The organism is Escherichia sp. WS3063 (assembly GCF_046486595.1).
Classification (GTDB): domain Bacteria; phylum Pseudomonadota; class Gammaproteobacteria; order Enterobacterales; family Enterobacteriaceae; genus Escherichia; species Escherichia coli.
On record NZ_JBJQKY010000014.1, the window covers coordinates 81,051 to 96,535 of the forward strand.

Genomic DNA, 15,485 nt, shown 5'->3' on the forward strand with positions numbered 1-15,485 from the left:
AAATGGCGACCCCCGTCACACTGTCTATACTTACATGTCTGTAAAGCGCGTTCTGCGCAACACAATAAGAAAAGAGAAGGAGGAGAACCGGGTGACAGAACCGTTAACCGAAACCCCTGAACTATCCGCGAAATATGCCTGGTTTTTTGATCTCGATGGAACGCTGGCGGAAATCAAACCGCATCCCGATCAGGTCGTCGTGCCTGACACTATTCTGCAAGGACTTCAGCTACTGGCAACCGCAAGTGATGGTGCATTGGCATTGATTTCAGGGCGCTCAATGGTGGAGCTTGACGCACTGGCAAAACCTTATCGCTTCCCGTTAGCGGGCGTGCATGGGGCGGAGCGCCGTGACATCAATGGTAAAACGCATATCGTTCATCTGCCGGATGCGATTGCGCGTGATATTAGCGTGCAACTGCACACGGCTATCGCCCAGTTTCCGGGCGCGGAGCTGGAGGCGAAAGGCATGGCTTTTGCGCTGCATTATCGCCAGGCTCCGCAGCATGAAGACGCATTAATGACATTAGCGCAACGTATTACTCAGATCTGGCCACAAATGGCGTTACAGCAGGGAAAGTGTGTTGTCGAGATCAAACCGAAAGGTACCAGTAAAGGTGAGGCGATTGCTGCTTTTATGCAGGAAGCTCCCTTTATCGGGCGAACGCCCGTATTTCTGGGCGATGATCTAACCGATGAATCTGGCTTCGCAGTCGTTAACCGGCTGGGCGGAATGTCAGTAAAAATTGGCACAGGTGCAACTCAGGCATCATGGCGACTGGCGGGCGTGCCGGATGTCTGGAGCTGGCTTGAAATGATAACCACCGCATTACAACAAAAAAGAGAAAATAACAGGAGTGATGACTATGAGTCGTTTAGTCGTAGTATCTAACCGGATTGCACCACCAGACGAGCACGCCGCCAGTGCCGGTGGCCTTGCCGTTGGCATACTGGGGGCACTGAAAGCCGCAGGTGGACTGTGGTTTGGCTGGAGCGGTGAAACAGGGAATGAGGATCAGCCGCTAAAAAAGGTGAAAAAGGGTAACATTACGTGGGCCTCTTTTAACCTCAGCGAACAGGACCTTGACGAATACTACAACAAATTCTCCAATGCCGTTCTCTGGCCCGCTTTTCATTATCGGCTCGATCTGGTGCAATTTCAGCGTCCTGCCTGGGATGGCTATCTACGCGTAAATGCGTTGCTGGCAGATAAATTACTGCCGCTGTTGCAAGACGATGACATTATCTGGATCCACGATTATCACCTGTTGCCCTTTGCGCATGAATTACGCAAACGTGGGGTGAATAATCGCATTGGTTTCTTTTTGCATATTCCTTTCCCGACACCGGAAATCTTCAACGCGCTGCCGACATATGACACCTTGCTTGAACAGCTTTGTGATTATGATTTGCTGGGGTTCCAGACAGAAAACGATCGTCTGGCGTTCCTGGATTGCCTTTCTAACCTGACCCGCGTCACGACGCGTAGCGCAAAAAGCCATACAGCCTGGGGCAAAGCATTTCGAACGGAAGTTTACCCGATTGGCATTGAGCCGAAAGAAATAGCCAAACAGGCTGCCGGGCCACTGCCGCCAAAACTGGCGCAACTTAAAGCGGAATTGAAAAACGTACAAAATATCTTTTCTGTCGAACGGCTGGATTATTCCAAAGGTTTGCCAGAGCGTTTTCTCGCCTATGAAGCGTTGCTGGAAAAATATCCGCAGCATCATGGTAAAATTCGTTATACCCAGATTGCACCAACGTCGCGTGGTGATGTGCAAGCCTATCAGGATATTCGTCATCAGCTCGAAAATGAAGCTGGACGAATTAATGGTAAATACGGGCAATTAGGCTGGACGCCGCTTTATTATTTGAATCAGCATTTTGACCGTAAATTACTGATGAAAATATTCCGTTACTCTGACGTGGGCTTAGTGACGCCACTGCGTGACGGGATGAACCTGGTGGCAAAAGAGTATGTTGCCGCTCAGGACCCAGCCAATCCGGGCGTTCTTGTTCTTTCGCAATTTGCGGGAGCGGCAAACGAGTTAACGTCGGCGTTAATTGTTAACCCCTACGATCGTGACGAAGTTGCAGCTGCGCTGGATCGTGCATTGACTATGTCGCTGGCGGAACGTATTTCCCGTCATGCAGAGATGCTGGACGTTATCGTGAAAAACGATATTAACCACTGGCAGGAGTGCTTCATTAGCGACCTAAAGCAGATAGTTCCGCGAAGCGCGGAAAGCCAGCAGCGCGATAAAGTTGCTACCTTTCCTAAGCTTGCGTAGGAGCGGTTAATCTCCCGTAAGTGGAACTAACAGCACATCGACCTCACTAGAGGCAATCACTCTTTTCGCCGAGCAGGATGCTCGCGAAAAGAAACTGTGATTGTGATTACCGCAAATCACCAAATCGAAATGATGTTTGCGACAAACCTCCAGAATATGTTCGCTTAACTCACCGTAGGCAATAAACGTCTCGTCAACGGGATACCCCGCATCCTGAATTAACTTATCAAGAAAGCTTTGCGTTTCTTCCTGCATCACGCTGCGTAAATCTTCAAGCATCGGCGCGGCTAATTGATTGTACATTTCCGGGTCGGAAGCGAGAGTAATTAAACTGATGTGTCCCTTTACTGGCCTGGCGATAGATACCGCTTTTGCCAGCAGTTGCTGACTTTCCGGTGTAACCGCAACGGCGACAAGAATATTGCTATAGCTCATAACCTGTTCCTTATTCTGTGAACTTCAGGTGACATTAAAGCTTTACTCCTAATGGAGAAACGACGCAATCCCAACTCAGTCAAACAGGTAAATATTAGTCTGGTCATTAGTAAAGACAATTAATCAATCACTCTTGGTTATCATATGATTTCAACTGTATTTATAAGAAAATAATGTACTGATTCCCCATATTAAACAAGTGGTTAATATATGCAAAACATTTTATTAACATTAGGTTGATTGTTGCCTTTCTTTGTATTTAATTAGTTTGTTGTGCGGTAAGTGTCTGTTTAAAAATAGCTTATCTGGTATTGCATGAAAGTGATTATTTATAGCAGATGATTATTTACGGTGAGTTATTTTAACTGTGCGCAACATCCCATTTCGATTATTCCTGTTTCATTTTTGCTTGCTAGCGTTGCGAAAAACTTTTTAACAGATTGAAATACACCCAAAACAAAAGTATGACTTATACATTTATGTTAAGTAATTGAGTGTTTTGTGTGATCTGCATCACACATTATTGAAAATCGCAGCCCCCCTCCGTTGTATGTGCGTGTAGTGACGAGTACAGTTGCGTCGATTTAGGAAAAATCTTAGATAAGTGTAAAGACCCCTTTCTATTTGTAAGGACTTATTAAACCAAAAAGGTGGTTCTGCTTATTGCAGCTTATCGCAACTATTCTAATGCTAATTATTTTTTACCGGGGCTTCCCGGCGACATCACGGGGTGCGGTGAGACCGCATAAAAATAAAGTTGGTTATTCTGGGTGGGAATAATGCATACCTCCGAGTTGCTGAAACACATTTATGACATCAACTTGTCATATTTACTACTTGCACAGCGTCTGATTGTTCAGGACAAAGCGTCCGCTATGTTTCGTCTCGGCATAAATGAAGAAATGGCGACAACATTAGCGGCACTGACTCTTCCGCAAATGGTTAAGCTGGCAGAAACCAATCAACTGGTTTGTCACTTCCGTTTTGACAGCCACCAGACGATTACTCAATTGACGCAAGATTCCCGCGTTGACGATCTCCAGCAAATTCATACCGGCATCATGCTCTCAACACGCTTGCTGAATGATGTTAATCAGCCTGAAGAAGCGCTGCGCAAGAAAAGGGCCTGATCATGAGTGAAAAAAGCATTGTTCAGGAAGCGCGGGATATTCAGCTGGCAATGGAATTGATCACCCTGGGCGCTCGTTTGCAGATGCTGGAAAGCGAAACACAGTTAAGTCGCGGACGCCTGATAAAACTCTATAAAGAACTACGCGGAAGCCCACCGCCGAAAGGCATGCTGCCATTCTCAACCGACTGGTTTATGACCTGGGAACAAAACGTTCATGCTTCAATGTTCTGTAACGCATGGCAGTTTTTACTGAAAACCGGCTTGTGTAATGGCGTCGATGCGGTGATCAAAGCCTACCGTTTATACCTTGAACAGTGCCCGCAAGCAGAAGACGGACCGCTGCTGGCATTAACCCGTGCCTGGACATTGGTACGGTTTGTTGAAAGTGGATTACTGCAACTTTCCAGCTGCAACTGCTGCGGCGGCAATTTTATTACCCACGCTCACCAGCCTGTTGGCAGCTTTGCCTGCAGCTTATGTCAGCCGCCATCCCGGGCAGTAAAAAGACGTAAACTTTCCCAGAATCCTGCCGATATTATCCCACAACTGCTGGATGAACAGAGAGTACAGGCTGTTTAACTTATACGGTGTGGCGCAACATTCCAGCAGCGGTAACGACGTACCGCTGCTTTTTTTTGCCCCAATCGCGCGTTAACGCCTGACGACTGAACATCCTGTCATGGTCAACAGTGGAAGGATGATGTCGTGCTTATCTTATTAGGTTACCTGGTTGTTCTCGGTACAGTTTTCGGCGGTTATTTGATGACCGGTGGAAGCCTTGGAGCACTCTATCAACCCGCTGAACTGGTGATTATTGCCGGTGCAGGGATTGGGTCGTTTATCGTCGGCAATAATGGCAAAGCGATTAAAGGCACGCTGAAGGCGCTGCCGTTGCTGTTTCGTCGCTCCAAATACACCAAAGCAATGTATATGGATCTGCTGGCTCTGCTTTATCGGTTGATGGCGAAATCGCGGCAGATGGGGATGTTTTCGCTGGAACGTGATATTGAAAATCCCCGTGAGAGCGAGATCTTCGCCAGCTACCCACGCATCCTTGCGGATAGCGTCATGCTTGATTTTATCGTCGATTATCTGCGTCTGATTATCAGCGGTCACATGAACACCTTCGAAATCGAAGCCCTGATGGATGAAGAGATTGAGACGCACGAAAGCGAGGCAGAAGTTCCGGCGAACAGTCTGGCGCTGGTCGGGGACTCACTTCCGGCGTTTGGTATTGTTGCGGCTGTAATGGGGGTCGTTCACGCGTTAGGTTCAGCCGATCGTCCTGCCGCCGAGCTGGGGGCGCTTATCGCTCATGCGATGGTGGGGACTTTCCTCGGTATTTTATTGGCTTACGGATTTATTTCCCCATTAGCGAGTGTTTTACGTCAGAAAAGCGCCGAAACCAGCAAAATGATGCAGTGCGTCAAAGTCACTCTGCTTTCAAATCTGAACGGTTACGCACCGCCTATCGCCGTTGAGTTTGGTCGCAAAACGCTCTATTCCAGCGAACGTCCGTCGTTTATTGAGCTGGAAGAGCATGTGCGTGCGGTGAAAAATCCGCAACAACAGACGACAACCGAGGAAGCATGAAGAATCAAGCGCATCCGATTATTGTCGTCAAACGACGCAAAGCCAAAAGCCACGGGGCAGCACATGGATCGTGGAAGATTGCTTATGCCGACTTTATGACCGCAATGATGGCCTTTTTTCTGGTGATGTGGCTGATCTCTATCTCCAGTCCAAAAGAGCTGATTCAGATTGCGGAGTACTTCCGGACTCCGCTGGCGACAGCGGTTACGGGCGGCGATCGCATTTCTAATAGTGAAAGCCCAATTCCCGGTGGGGGTGATGATTACACCCAAAGCCAGGGGGAAGTGAATAAGCAGCCGAACATCGAAGAGCTGAAAAAACGCATGGAGCAAAGTCGATTGCGGAAATTGCGTGGCGATCTCGACCAGTTGATTGAATCCGATCCGAAACTGCGGGCGTTACGTCCACATCTCAAAATCGATCTGGTCCAGGAAGGTCTACGTATTCAGATCATCGATAGCCAGAATCGCCCGATGTTTAGAACTGGCAGTGCCGACGTCGAACCCTATATGCGCGACATTCTGCGCGCCATCGCGCCCGTACTGAACGGTATTCCCAACCGAATTAGCCTCTCGGGTCATACCGATGATTTTCCCTACGCCAGCGGTGAGAAAGGTTACAGCAACTGGGAGCTTTCTGCCGATCGTGCCAATGCATCCCGCCGCGAACTGATGGTTGGCGGGTTGAATGGCGGCAAAGTGTTACGTGTCGTCGGCATGGCGGCAACGATGCGCTTAAGCGATCGCGGACCTGATGATGCCGTCAACCGTCGCATCAGCCTGCTGGTACTGAACAAACAAGCCGAACAGGCCATTTTGCATGAAAACGCCGAAAGCCAGAATGAGCCAGTAAGCGCCCTGGAAAAACCTGAGGTTGCACCACAGGTCAGTGTTCCCACAATGCCATCAGCCGAACCGAGGTGACAGCGTGAGCATGGATATAAGCGATTTTTATCAGACATTTTTTGATGAAGCGGACGAACTGTTGGCTGACATGGAGCAGCATCTGCTGGTTTTGCAGCCGGAAGCGCCAGATGCCGAACAATTGAATGCCATCTTTCGGGCTGCCCACTCGATCAAAGGAGGGGCAGGAACCTTTGGCTTCAGCGTTTTGCAGGAAACCACGCATCTGATGGAAAACCTGCTCGATGAAGCCAGACGAGGTGAGATGCAACTCAACACCGACATTATCAATCTGTTTTTGGAAACGAAGGACATCATGCAAGAACAGCTCGACGCTTATAAACAGTCGCAAGAGCCGGATGCTGCCAGCTTCGATTATATCTGCCAGGCCTTGCGTCAACTGGCATTAGAAGCGAAAGACGAAACGCCATCCGCAGTGACCCGATTAAGTGTGGTTGCCAAAAGTGAACCGCAAGATGAGCAGAGTCGCAGTCAGTCGCCGCGACGAATTATCCTTTCGCGCCTGAAGGCCGGGGAAGTCGACCTGCTGGAAGAAGAGCTGGGGCATCTGACAACGTTAACTGACGTGGTGAAGGGGACGGATTCTCTCTCGGCAATATTAACGGGCGACATCGCCGAAGATGACATCACAGCGGTACTCTGTTTTGTGATTGAAGCCGATCAGATTACCTTTGAAACAGTAGAAGTCTCGCCCAAAATATCCACCCCACCAGTGCTTAAACTGGCAGCCGAACAAGCGCCAACCGGTCGCGTGGAGCGGGAAAAAACGACGCGCAGTAGTGAATCCACCAGCATCCGTGTAGCGGTAGAAAAGGTTGATCAATTAATTAACCTCGTCGGCGAGCTGGTCATCACCCAGTCCATGCTTGCCCAGCGCTCCAGTGAACTGGACCCGGTTAATCATGGTGATTTGATTACCAGCATGGGGCAGTTACAACGTAACGCTCGTGATTTGCAAGAATCAGTGATGTCGATTCGTATGATGCCGATGGAATATGTCTTTAGTCGCTATCCCCGGCTGGTGCGTGATCTGGCGGGAAAACTCGGCAAGCAGGTAGAACTGACGCTGGTGGGCAGTTCTACTGAACTCGACAAGAGCCTGATAGAACGCATTATCGACCCGCTGACCCACCTGGTACGCAATAGCCTCGATCACGGTATTGAACTGCCAGAAAAACGGCTCGCCGCAGGTAAAAACAGCGTCGGAAATTTAATTCTTTCTGCCGAACATCAGGGCGGCAACATTTGCATTGAAGTGACCGACGATGGTGCAGGGCTAAACCGTGAGCGAATTCTGGCAAAAGCGGCCTCGCAAGGTTTGACTGTAAGCGAAAACATGAGCGACGACGAAGTCGCGATGCTGATATTTGCACCTGGCTTCTCCACGGCAGAGCAGGTCACCGACGTCTCCGGGCGCGGCGTCGGCATGGACGTCGTTAAACGTAATATCCAGGAGATGGGCGGTCATGTCGAAATCCAGTCGAAGCAGGGTACTGGCACTACGATCCGCATTTTACTGCCGCTGACGCTGGCCATCCTCGACGGCATGTCCGTACGCGTTGCGGATGAAGTTTTCATACTGCCGCTGAATGCTGTTATGGAATCACTGCAACCCCGTGAAGCCGATCTGCATCCACTGGCAGGCGGCGAGCGGGTGCTGGAAGTGCGGGGTGAATATCTGCCCATCGTCGAACTGTGGAAAGTGTTCAACGTCGCGGGCGCGAAAACCGAAACTACCCAGGGAATTGTGGTGATCTTACAAAGTGGCGGTCGCCGCTACGCCTTGCTGGTGGATCAATTAATTGGTCAACACCAGGTTGTGGTTAAAAACCTTGAAAGTAACTATCGCAAAGTCCCCGGCATTTCTGCTGCGACCATTCTTGGCGACGGCAGCGTGGCACTGATTGTTGATGTCTCCGCCTTGCAGGCGATAAACCGCGAACAACGTATGGCGAACACCGCCGCCTGAATGAGTAAAAAGGTAACAATATGACCGGTATGACGAATGTAACAAAGCTGGCCAGCGAGCCGTCAGGCCAGGAATTTCTGGTATTTACCCTTGGTGATGAAGAGTACGGTATTGATATTCTGAAAGTGCAGGAGATCCGTGGCTACGATCAGGTGACACGGATTGCGAACACGCCAGCGTTTATCAAAGGCGTCACGAATCTGCGCGGCGTTATTGTGCCGATTGTTGACTTACGAATTAAGTTCAGCCAGGTGGATGTGGACTATAACGACAACACGGTAGTTATCGTCCTGAATCTCGGACAGCGGGTGGTCGGCATCGTGGTTGACGGCGTCTCAGACGTGCTTTCATTGACGGCGGAGCAAATTCGTCCGGCACCGGAATTTGCCGTGACGCTTTCAACCGAATATCTCACAGGACTGGGCGCACTGGGCGACCGGATGTTGATTCTGGTGAACATCGAAAAACTGCTGAACAGCGAAGAGATGGCGCTGTTAGATAGCGCGGCGTCAGAAGTGGCGTAATTCTCCCGATTTCCTCAATTGAAATGAACCCGATGATCTGCGCATCGGGTTTTTTATTTCAATTTCGCGGCGGGTGGCATCAGCAATAAAGTTTCCCCCTTCCTTGCCGATAACGAGATCAACTTGTTTTCAGGAAGGTGCCTTATGATTAACCGTATCCGCGTAGTCACGCTGTTGGTAATGGTGCTGGGGGTATTCGCACTGTTACAGCTTATTTCCGGCAGTCTGTTTTTTTCTTCCCTTCACCATAGCCAGAAGAGCTTTGTGGTTTCCAATCAATTACGGGAACAGCAGGGCGAGCTGACGTCAACCTGGGATTTAATGCTGCAAACGCGCATTAACCTGAGTCGTTCAGCGGTGCGGATGATGATGGATTCATCCAATCAGCAAAGTAATGCCAAAGTTGAATTGCTCGATAGCGCCAGGAAAACATTGGCCCAGGCCGCGACGCATTATAAAAAATTCAAAAGCATGGCACCGTTACCTGAAATGGTCGCTACCAGTCGTAATATTGATGAAAAATATAAAAACTATCACACAGCGTTAACTGAACTGATTGATTATCTTGATTATGGCAATACTGGAGCTTATTTCGCTCAGCCAACCCAGGGAATGCAAAATGCAATGGGCGAAGCGTTTGCTCAGTACGCCCTCAGCAGTGAAAAACTGTATCGCGATATTGTCACTGACAACGCAGATGATTACCGATTTGCCCAGTGGCAACTGGCGGTTATCGCGCTGGTGGTGGTATTAATTCTGCTGGTGGCGTGGTACGGCATTCGCCGTATGTTGCTTACACCGCTGGCAAAAATTATTGCTCACATTCGCGAAATCGCCGGTGGTAACCTGGCGAATACCCTGACCATTGACGGGCGCAGTGAAATGGGCGACCTGGCGCAGAGCGTTTCACATATGCAACGCTCTTTGACTGACACCGTCACTCATGTGCGTGAAGGTTCAGATGCCATCTATGCCGGTACCCGTGAAATTGCGGCGGGCAACACCGATCTTTCCTCCCGTACGGAACAGCAGGCATCCGCGCTGGAAGAAACTGCTGCCAGCATGGAGCAGCTCACCGCGACAGTGAAGCAAAACGCCGATAACGCCCGCCAGGCCTCGCAACTGGCGCAAAGTGCCTCCGACACCGCCCAGCACGGCGGCAAAGTGGTGGATGGCGTAGTGAAAACGATGCATGAGATCGCCGATAGTTCGAAGAAAATTGCCGACATTATCAGCGTTATCGATGGTATTGCCTTCCAGACTAATATACTCGCGCTGAATGCCGCTGTTGAAGCCGCGCGAGCGGGTGAACAAGGCCGTGGTTTTGCCGTGGTGGCGGGCGAAGTGCGTAATCTTGCCAGTCGCAGCGCCCAGGCGGCAAAAGAGATCAAAGCCCTCATTGAAGACTCCGTCTCGCGCGTTGATACCGGTTCGGTGCTGGTCGAAAGCGCCGGGGAAACAATGAACAATATCGTCAATGCTGTCACTCGCGTGACTGACATTATGGGCGAGATTGCATCGGCATCGGATGAACAGAGCCGTGGCATCGATCAAGTCGCATTGGCGGTTTCGGAAATGGATCGCGTCACGCAACAGAACGCATCGCTGGTGCAGGAATCAGCTGCCGCCGCAGCTGCGCTGGAAGAACAGGCGAGTCGTTTAACGCAAGCGGTTTCCGCGTTTCGTCTGGCAGCCAGCCCACTCACCAATAAACCGCAAACACCATCCCGTCCTGCCAGTGAGCAACCACCGGCACAGCCACGACTGCGAATTGCTGAACAAGATCCAAACTGGGAAACATTTTGACGAGTATTTACTAACGCGGTCATTGCCGCCTGATGGGGAGCGTTGATGTTTAATCGTATTCGAATTTCGACCACGCTGTTTTTAATTTTGATTCTCTGCGGGATCTTGCAGATTGGCAGTAACGGCATGTCTTTTTGGGCATTTCGCGACGATTTGCAACGACTGAATCAGGTCGAGCAGAGCAATCAGCAACGTGCGGCATTAGCGCAAACTCGGGCGGTAATGTTACAGGCCAGTACCGCGCTGAACAAAGCGGGCACTCTGACGGCGCTTAGCTATCCGGCGGATGACATTAAAACGTTGATGACGACGGCGCGCGCCAGTCTGACGCAATCCACCACGCTGTTTAAAAGTTTTATGGCGATGACTGCGGGCAACGAGCACGTCAGGGCGTTGCAAAAAGAGACGGAGAAAAGTTTTGCCCGCTGGCACAACGATCTCGAACATCAGGCGACCTGGCTTGAAAGTAATCAACTTTCGGATTTCCTCACTGCGCCGGTGCAGGAATCACAGAATGCGTTTGACGTTAACTTTGAGGCCTGGCAGCAGGAGATCAACCATGTGCTGGAAGGTGCCAGTGCGCAAAGCCAGCGTAACTATCAGATTTCGGCGCTGGTGTTTATCAGCATGATTATTGTTGCGGCGATCTACATCAGCAGTGCGCTGTGGTGGACGCGCAAGATGATTGTTCAACCACTGGCCATTATCGGTAGCCATTTTGACAGCATTGCTGCGGGTAATCTGGCGCGTCCGATTGCGGTGTATGGTCGCAATGAGATCACCGCCATTTTTGCCAGTCTGAAGACCATGCAGCAGGCTTTGCGTGGGACGGTAAGTGATGTGCGTAAGGGAAGCCAGGAGATGCACATTGGTATCGCGGAGATTGTCGCAGGCAATAACGATCTCTCAAGTCGTACCGAACAGCAGGCGGCATCGCTGGCACAAACGGCCGCCAGTATGGAGCAATTAACCGCCACGGTAGGGCAAAACGCCGATAACGCACGACAGGCGTCGGAACTGGCAAAAAATGCCGCGACAACGGCGCAGGCGGGCGGTGTTCAGGTCAGTACCATGACTCACACCATGCAGGAGATCGCCACCAGCTCGCAAAAAATTGGCGACATTATCAGCGTTATCGACGGCATTGCTTTCCAGACCAATATTCTGGCCCTGAATGCGGCAGTGGAAGCGGCTCGCGCCGGAGAGCAGGGGCGTGGTTTTGCGGTAGTGGCAGGTGAAGTGCGCAATCTTGCCAGCCGTAGTGCGCAGGCAGCAAAAGAGATCAAAGGACTGATCGAAGAGTCAGTCAATCGTGTCCAGCAGGGTTCGAAACTGGTGAATAACGCCGCCGCGACCATGACTGATATTGTCAGTTCGGTGACCCGCGTGAACGACATTATGGGAGAAATTGCTTCGGCCTCGGAAGAACAACGGCGGGGGATTGAGCAGGTTGCGCAGGCTGTCAGCCAGATGGATCAGGTGACACAGCAGAACGCCTCGCTGGTAGAAGAAGCGGCGGTGGCAACGGAACAACTGGCGAATCAGGCCGACCATCTTTCTTCGCGTGTGGCGGTATTTACCCTTGAAGAACATGAAGTAGCACGACATGAGTCGGCGCAGTTACAAATTGCGCCAGTGGTATCCTGAAGTGATTGAGAAGGCGCTATGACTTCATCTCTGCCCTGTGGGCAAACGTCTTTATTGTTACAGATGACCGAGCGCCTGGCGCTTTCCGACGCGCATTTTCGGCGGATAAGTCAATTGATCTATCAACGAGCCGGGATCGTCCTGGCCGACCATAAACGCGACATGGTTTACAACCGACTGGTTCGTCGTTTGCGTTCGCTGGGACTGACGGATTTCGGCCATTACCTGAACTTGCTGGAATCTAATCAGCACAGCGGTGAGTGGCAGGCGTTTATCAATTCGCTGACCACGAATCTGACGGCATTTTTCCGTGAGGCACACCATTTCCCTCTGCTCTCGGATCACGCACGTCGCCGTTCTGGCGAGTATCGCGTATGGAGCGCGGCGGCTTCGACCGGCGAAGAGCCGTACAGCATTGCGATGACGCTGGCTGAAACATTGGGCACCGTGCCCGGACGCTGGAAAGTGTTTGCCAGCGATATCGACACCGAAGTGCTGGAAAAAGCCAGAAGCGGTATTTATCGCCATGAAGAGTTGAAAAACCTGACGCCGCAGCAACTGCAACGGTATTTCATGCGAGGGACGGGACCGCATGAAGGGCTGGTACGCGTGCGTCAGGAGCTGGCGAACTATGTTGATTTTGCCCCGCTGAATTTACTGGCGAAACAGTACACCGTGCCGGGGCCGTTTGATGCGATCTTCTGTCGTAACGTCATGATCTACTTCGATCAAACTACCCAGCAGGAGATTTTGCGCCGCTTTGTTCCGCTCCTTAAACCCGACGGATTGCTGTTTGCGGGTCACTCTGAAAACTTTAGCCACCTTGAGCGCCGCTTCACGCTGCGTGGTCAGACGGTGTATGCGCTAAGTAAGGATTAACGATGAGCAAAATCAGGGTGTTATCTGTCGATGATTCGGCACTGATGCGCCAAATCATGACAGAAATCATCAACAGCCATAGCGACATGGAAATGGTGGCGACCGCCCCTGATCCGCTGGTTGCGCGTGATTTGATTAAAAAATTCAATCCCGATGTATTGACGCTGGATGTTGAAATGCCGCGGATGGACGGACTGGATTTTCTCGAAAAATTAATGCGTTTGCGTCCAATGCCCGTTGTGATGGTTTCTTCCCTGACCGGCAAAGGGTCAGAAGTCACGCTGCGCGCGCTGGAGCTGGGGGCGATAGATTTTGTCACCAAACCGCAACTGGGTATTCGCGAAGGAATGCTGGCGTATAGCGAAATGATTGCTGAAAAGGTGCGTACAGCAGCAAAGGCGAGCCTTGCAGCACATAAGCCATTGTCGGCACCGACAACGCTGAAGGCAGGGCCGTTGTTGAGTTCTGAAAAACTGATTGCGATTGGTGCGTCAACGGGGGGAACTGAGGCAATTCGTCACGTACTGCAACCGTTGCCGCTTTCCAGCCCGGCACTGTTAATTACCCAGCATATGCCGCCCGGTTTCACTCGCTCTTTTGCCGACAGACTTAATAAGCTTTGCCAGATCGGGGTTAAAGAAGCCGAAGACGGAGAACGTGTCTTACCGGGGCATGCCTATATTGCGCCGGGCGATCGGCATATGGAGCTGGCGCGTAGTGGCGCAAATTACCAAATCAAAATTCACGATGGCCCGGCGGTTAACCGTCATCGGCCTTCGGTAGATGTGTTGTTCCATTCTGTCGCCAAACAGGCGGGGCGTAATGCGGTTGGAGTGATCCTGACCGGTATGGGCAACGACGGCGCGGTGGGAATGTTGGCGATGCGTCAGGCGGGGGCATGGACCCTTGCACAAAACGAAGCAAGTTGCGTGGTGTTCGGCATGCCGCGCGAGGCCATCAATATGGGTGGTGTTTGCGAAGTGGTCGATCTTAGCCAGGTAAGCCAGCAAATGTTGGCAAAAATTAGTGCCGGACAGGCGATACGTATTTAAATCAGGAGTGTGAAATGGCGGATAAAGAACTTAAATTTTTGGTTGTGGATGACTTTTCCACCATGCGACGCATAGTGCGTAACCTGCTGAAAGAGCTGGGATTCAATAATGTTGAGGAAGCGGAAGATGGCGTCGACGCTCTCAATAAGTTGCAGGCAGGCGGTTATGGATTTGTTATCTCCGACTGGAACATGCCCAACATGGATGGCCTGGAATTGCTGAAAACGATTCGTGCGGATGGCGCGATGTCAGCATTGCCAGTGTTAATGGTGACTGCAGAAGCGAAGAAAGAGAACATTATTGCTGCGGCGCAAGCGGGGGCCAGTGGCTATGTGGTGAAGCCATTTACCGCCGCGACGCTGGAGGAAAAACTCAACAAAATCTTTGAGAAACTGGGCATGTGAGGATGCGACTATGATGCAACCATCAATCAAACCTGCTGACGAGCATTCAGCTGGCGATATCATTGCGCGCATCGGCAGCCTGACGCGTATGCTGCGCGACAGTTTGCGGGAACTGGGGCTGGATCAGGCCATTGCCGAAGCGGCGGAAGCCATCCCTGATGCGCGCGATCGTTTGTACTATGTTGTGCAGATGACCGCCCAGGCTGCGGAGCGGGCGCTGAACAGTGTTGAGGCGTCACAACCGCATCAGGATCAAATGGAGAAATCAGCAAAAGCGTTAACCCAACGTTGGGATGACTGGTTTGCCGATCCGATTGACCTTGCCGACGCCCGAGAACTGGTAACAGATACGCGGCAATTTCTGGCAGATGTCCCCGCGCATACCAGCTTTACTAACGCGCAACTGCTGGAAATCATGATGGCGCAGGATTTTCAGGATCTCACCGGGCAGGTTATTAAGCGGATGATGGATGTCATTCAGGAGATCGAACGCCAGTTGTTGATGGTGCTGTTGGAAAACATCCCGGAACAGGAGTCGCGTCCAAAACGTGAAAACCAGAGTTTGCTTAATGGACCTCAGGTCGATACCAGCAAAGCCGGTGTGGTAGCCAGTCAGGATCAGGTGGACGATTTGTTGGATAGTCTTGGATTTTGATTTGTATTGCCTGATGTGGCGTGACCACGTCATATCAGGCGATGACGCCGCATCCGACAAACGCATACTATGCTTGATGTGTGGCAGCAAAAGCCCTAAATCCCGCCTGTTTTGCCCCTTACTCAAACCATTGAACGCTTTGCGCTCTGGCATCATTTACGCTTAATACTCTTTC

At 51.0% G+C, this 15,485-nt stretch carries 15 protein-coding genes; 14 read left to right on the forward strand and 1 reads right to left on the reverse strand.

The window, feature by feature from the left end:
* Nucleotides 1-91: 91 nt before the first annotated feature.
* Together otsB and otsA are read left to right on the forward strand one after the other, a co-directional pair.
* A complete protein-coding gene (gene otsB / locus ACJHYW_RS14960; protein ID WP_061092990.1) occupies nucleotides 92-892 on the forward strand; it encodes a trehalose-phosphatase in 801 nt (266 codons plus the stop codon).
* Nucleotides 867-2,291: an alpha,alpha-trehalose-phosphate synthase gene (otsA, locus tag ACJHYW_RS14965; protein ID WP_001361494.1), complete on the forward strand. Its 1,425-nt coding sequence runs from the start codon at nucleotides 867-869 to the stop codon at nucleotides 2,289-2,291. Before otsB ends, otsA begins: the two co-directional genes overlap by 26 nt.
* Before the next feature lie 6 nt (nucleotides 2,292-2,297).
* Here otsA and uspC read toward each other — a convergent pair whose 3' ends face one another.
* Complete coding sequence (uspC, locus tag ACJHYW_RS14970) at nucleotides 2,298-2,726, reverse strand: universal stress protein UspC (RefSeq protein WP_000122421.1); 429 nt, start codon at nucleotides 2,724-2,726, stop codon at nucleotides 2,298-2,300.
* Between the two features lie 779 nt (nucleotides 2,727-3,505).
* Here uspC and flhD point away from each other — a divergent pair.
* The 12 genes from flhD to cheZ all read left to right on the forward strand — a co-directional run bounded on the left by flhD (nucleotide 3,506) and on the right by cheZ (nucleotide 15,310).
* Entirely contained in the window at nucleotides 3,506-3,856 is a 351-nt protein-coding gene (flhD, locus tag ACJHYW_RS14975; protein ID WP_001295647.1) for a flagellar transcriptional regulator FlhD, read from the forward strand.
* Nucleotides 3,857-3,858: 2 nt separating this feature from the next.
* Nucleotides 3,859-4,437 carry a flagellar transcriptional regulator FlhC gene (flhC, locus tag ACJHYW_RS14980; protein WP_001291591.1) on the forward strand — a complete coding sequence of 193 codons (579 nt, stop codon included), beginning with the start codon at nucleotides 3,859-3,861 and terminating at the stop codon, nucleotides 4,435-4,437.
* 126 nt (nucleotides 4,438-4,563) lie between these two features.
* Nucleotides 4,564-5,451, forward strand: coding sequence for a flagellar motor stator protein MotA (gene motA / locus ACJHYW_RS14985; RefSeq protein WP_000906336.1), 888 nt, complete (start codon nucleotides 4,564-4,566; stop codon nucleotides 5,449-5,451).
* Nucleotides 5,448-6,374 carry a flagellar motor protein MotB gene (gene motB, locus ACJHYW_RS14990; protein ID WP_000795636.1) on the forward strand — a complete coding sequence of 309 codons (927 nt, stop codon included), beginning with the start codon at nucleotides 5,448-5,450 and terminating at the stop codon, nucleotides 6,372-6,374. The genes motA and motB overlap by 4 nt, the downstream gene beginning before the upstream one ends.
* A 4-nt stretch (nucleotides 6,375-6,378) precedes the next feature.
* The gene (gene cheA / locus ACJHYW_RS14995) at nucleotides 6,379-8,343 is read left to right on the forward strand and encodes a chemotaxis protein CheA (protein ID WP_001361493.1); all 1,965 of its coding nucleotides are present in this window, start codon (nucleotides 6,379-6,381) and stop codon (nucleotides 8,341-8,343) included.
* A gap of 20 nt (nucleotides 8,344-8,363) precedes the next feature.
* Complete coding sequence (cheW, locus tag ACJHYW_RS15000) at nucleotides 8,364-8,867, forward strand: chemotaxis protein CheW (protein ID WP_000147302.1); 504 nt, start codon at nucleotides 8,364-8,366, stop codon at nucleotides 8,865-8,867.
* A 144-nt stretch (nucleotides 8,868-9,011) separates the two neighbouring features.
* Nucleotides 9,012-10,673: a methyl-accepting chemotaxis protein II gene (gene tar / locus ACJHYW_RS15005; protein ID WP_001313042.1), complete on the forward strand. Its 1,662-nt coding sequence runs from the start codon at nucleotides 9,012-9,014 to the stop codon at nucleotides 10,671-10,673.
* A 45-nt stretch (nucleotides 10,674-10,718) separates the two neighbouring features.
* Complete coding sequence (gene tap / locus ACJHYW_RS15010) at nucleotides 10,719-12,320, forward strand: methyl-accepting chemotaxis protein IV (protein ID WP_000483207.1); 1,602 nt, start codon at nucleotides 10,719-10,721, stop codon at nucleotides 12,318-12,320.
* An 18-nt stretch (nucleotides 12,321-12,338) separates the two neighbouring features.
* On the forward strand, nucleotides 12,339-13,199 hold the full coding sequence (gene cheR, locus ACJHYW_RS15015; protein ID WP_000204347.1) for a protein-glutamate O-methyltransferase CheR: 861 nt from the start codon (nucleotides 12,339-12,341) through the stop codon (nucleotides 13,197-13,199).
* Between the two features lie 2 nt (nucleotides 13,200-13,201).
* Nucleotides 13,202-14,251 carry a protein-glutamate methylesterase/protein glutamine deamidase gene (cheB, locus tag ACJHYW_RS15020; RefSeq protein ID WP_000036374.1) on the forward strand — a complete coding sequence of 350 codons (1,050 nt, stop codon included), beginning with the start codon at nucleotides 13,202-13,204 and terminating at the stop codon, nucleotides 14,249-14,251.
* Between the two features lie 14 nt (nucleotides 14,252-14,265).
* Entirely contained in the window at nucleotides 14,266-14,655 is a 390-nt protein-coding gene (gene cheY / locus ACJHYW_RS15025) for a chemotaxis response regulator CheY (protein ID WP_000763867.1), read from the forward strand.
* A 10-nt stretch (nucleotides 14,656-14,665) separates the two neighbouring features.
* Nucleotides 14,666-15,310, forward strand: a complete 645-nt coding sequence (gene cheZ, locus ACJHYW_RS15030) for a protein phosphatase CheZ (protein WP_000983609.1) — start codon at nucleotides 14,666-14,668, stop codon at nucleotides 15,308-15,310.
* The last annotated feature ends 175 nt before the right edge of the window (nucleotides 15,311-15,485 follow it).

What these genes read in the sequence shown, in the direction of transcription:
- cheR (WP_000204347.1), top strand. Translation starts at nt 12,339, where the DNA reads ATGACTTCATCTCTGCCCTGTGGGCAAACGTCTTTATTGTTACAGATG.
- cheZ (WP_000983609.1), top strand. Translation starts at nt 14,666, where the DNA reads ATGATGCAACCATCAATCAAACCTGCTGACGAGCATTCAGCTGGCGAT.
- tap (WP_000483207.1), top strand. Translation starts at nt 10,719, where the DNA reads ATGTTTAATCGTATTCGAATTTCGACCACGCTGTTTTTAATTTTGATT.
- cheB (WP_000036374.1), top strand. Translation starts at nt 13,202, where the DNA reads ATGAGCAAAATCAGGGTGTTATCTGTCGATGATTCGGCACTGATGCGC.
- cheW (WP_000147302.1), top strand. Translation starts at nt 8,364, where the DNA reads ATGACCGGTATGACGAATGTAACAAAGCTGGCCAGCGAGCCGTCAGGC.
- motB (WP_000795636.1), top strand. Translation starts at nt 5,448, where the DNA reads ATGAAGAATCAAGCGCATCCGATTATTGTCGTCAAACGACGCAAAGCC.
- flhC (WP_001291591.1), top strand. Translation starts at nt 3,859, where the DNA reads ATGAGTGAAAAAAGCATTGTTCAGGAAGCGCGGGATATTCAGCTGGCA.
- otsA (WP_001361494.1), top strand. Translation starts at nt 867, where the DNA reads ATGAGTCGTTTAGTCGTAGTATCTAACCGGATTGCACCACCAGACGAG.
- uspC (WP_000122421.1), bottom strand. Translation starts at nt 2,726, where the DNA reads ATGAGCTATAGCAATATTCTTGTCGCCGTTGCGGTTACACCGGAAAGT.
- flhD (WP_001295647.1), top strand. Translation starts at nt 3,506, where the DNA reads ATGCATACCTCCGAGTTGCTGAAACACATTTATGACATCAACTTGTCA.
- tar (WP_001313042.1), top strand. Translation starts at nt 9,012, where the DNA reads ATGATTAACCGTATCCGCGTAGTCACGCTGTTGGTAATGGTGCTGGGG.
- cheY (WP_000763867.1), top strand. Translation starts at nt 14,266, where the DNA reads ATGGCGGATAAAGAACTTAAATTTTTGGTTGTGGATGACTTTTCCACC.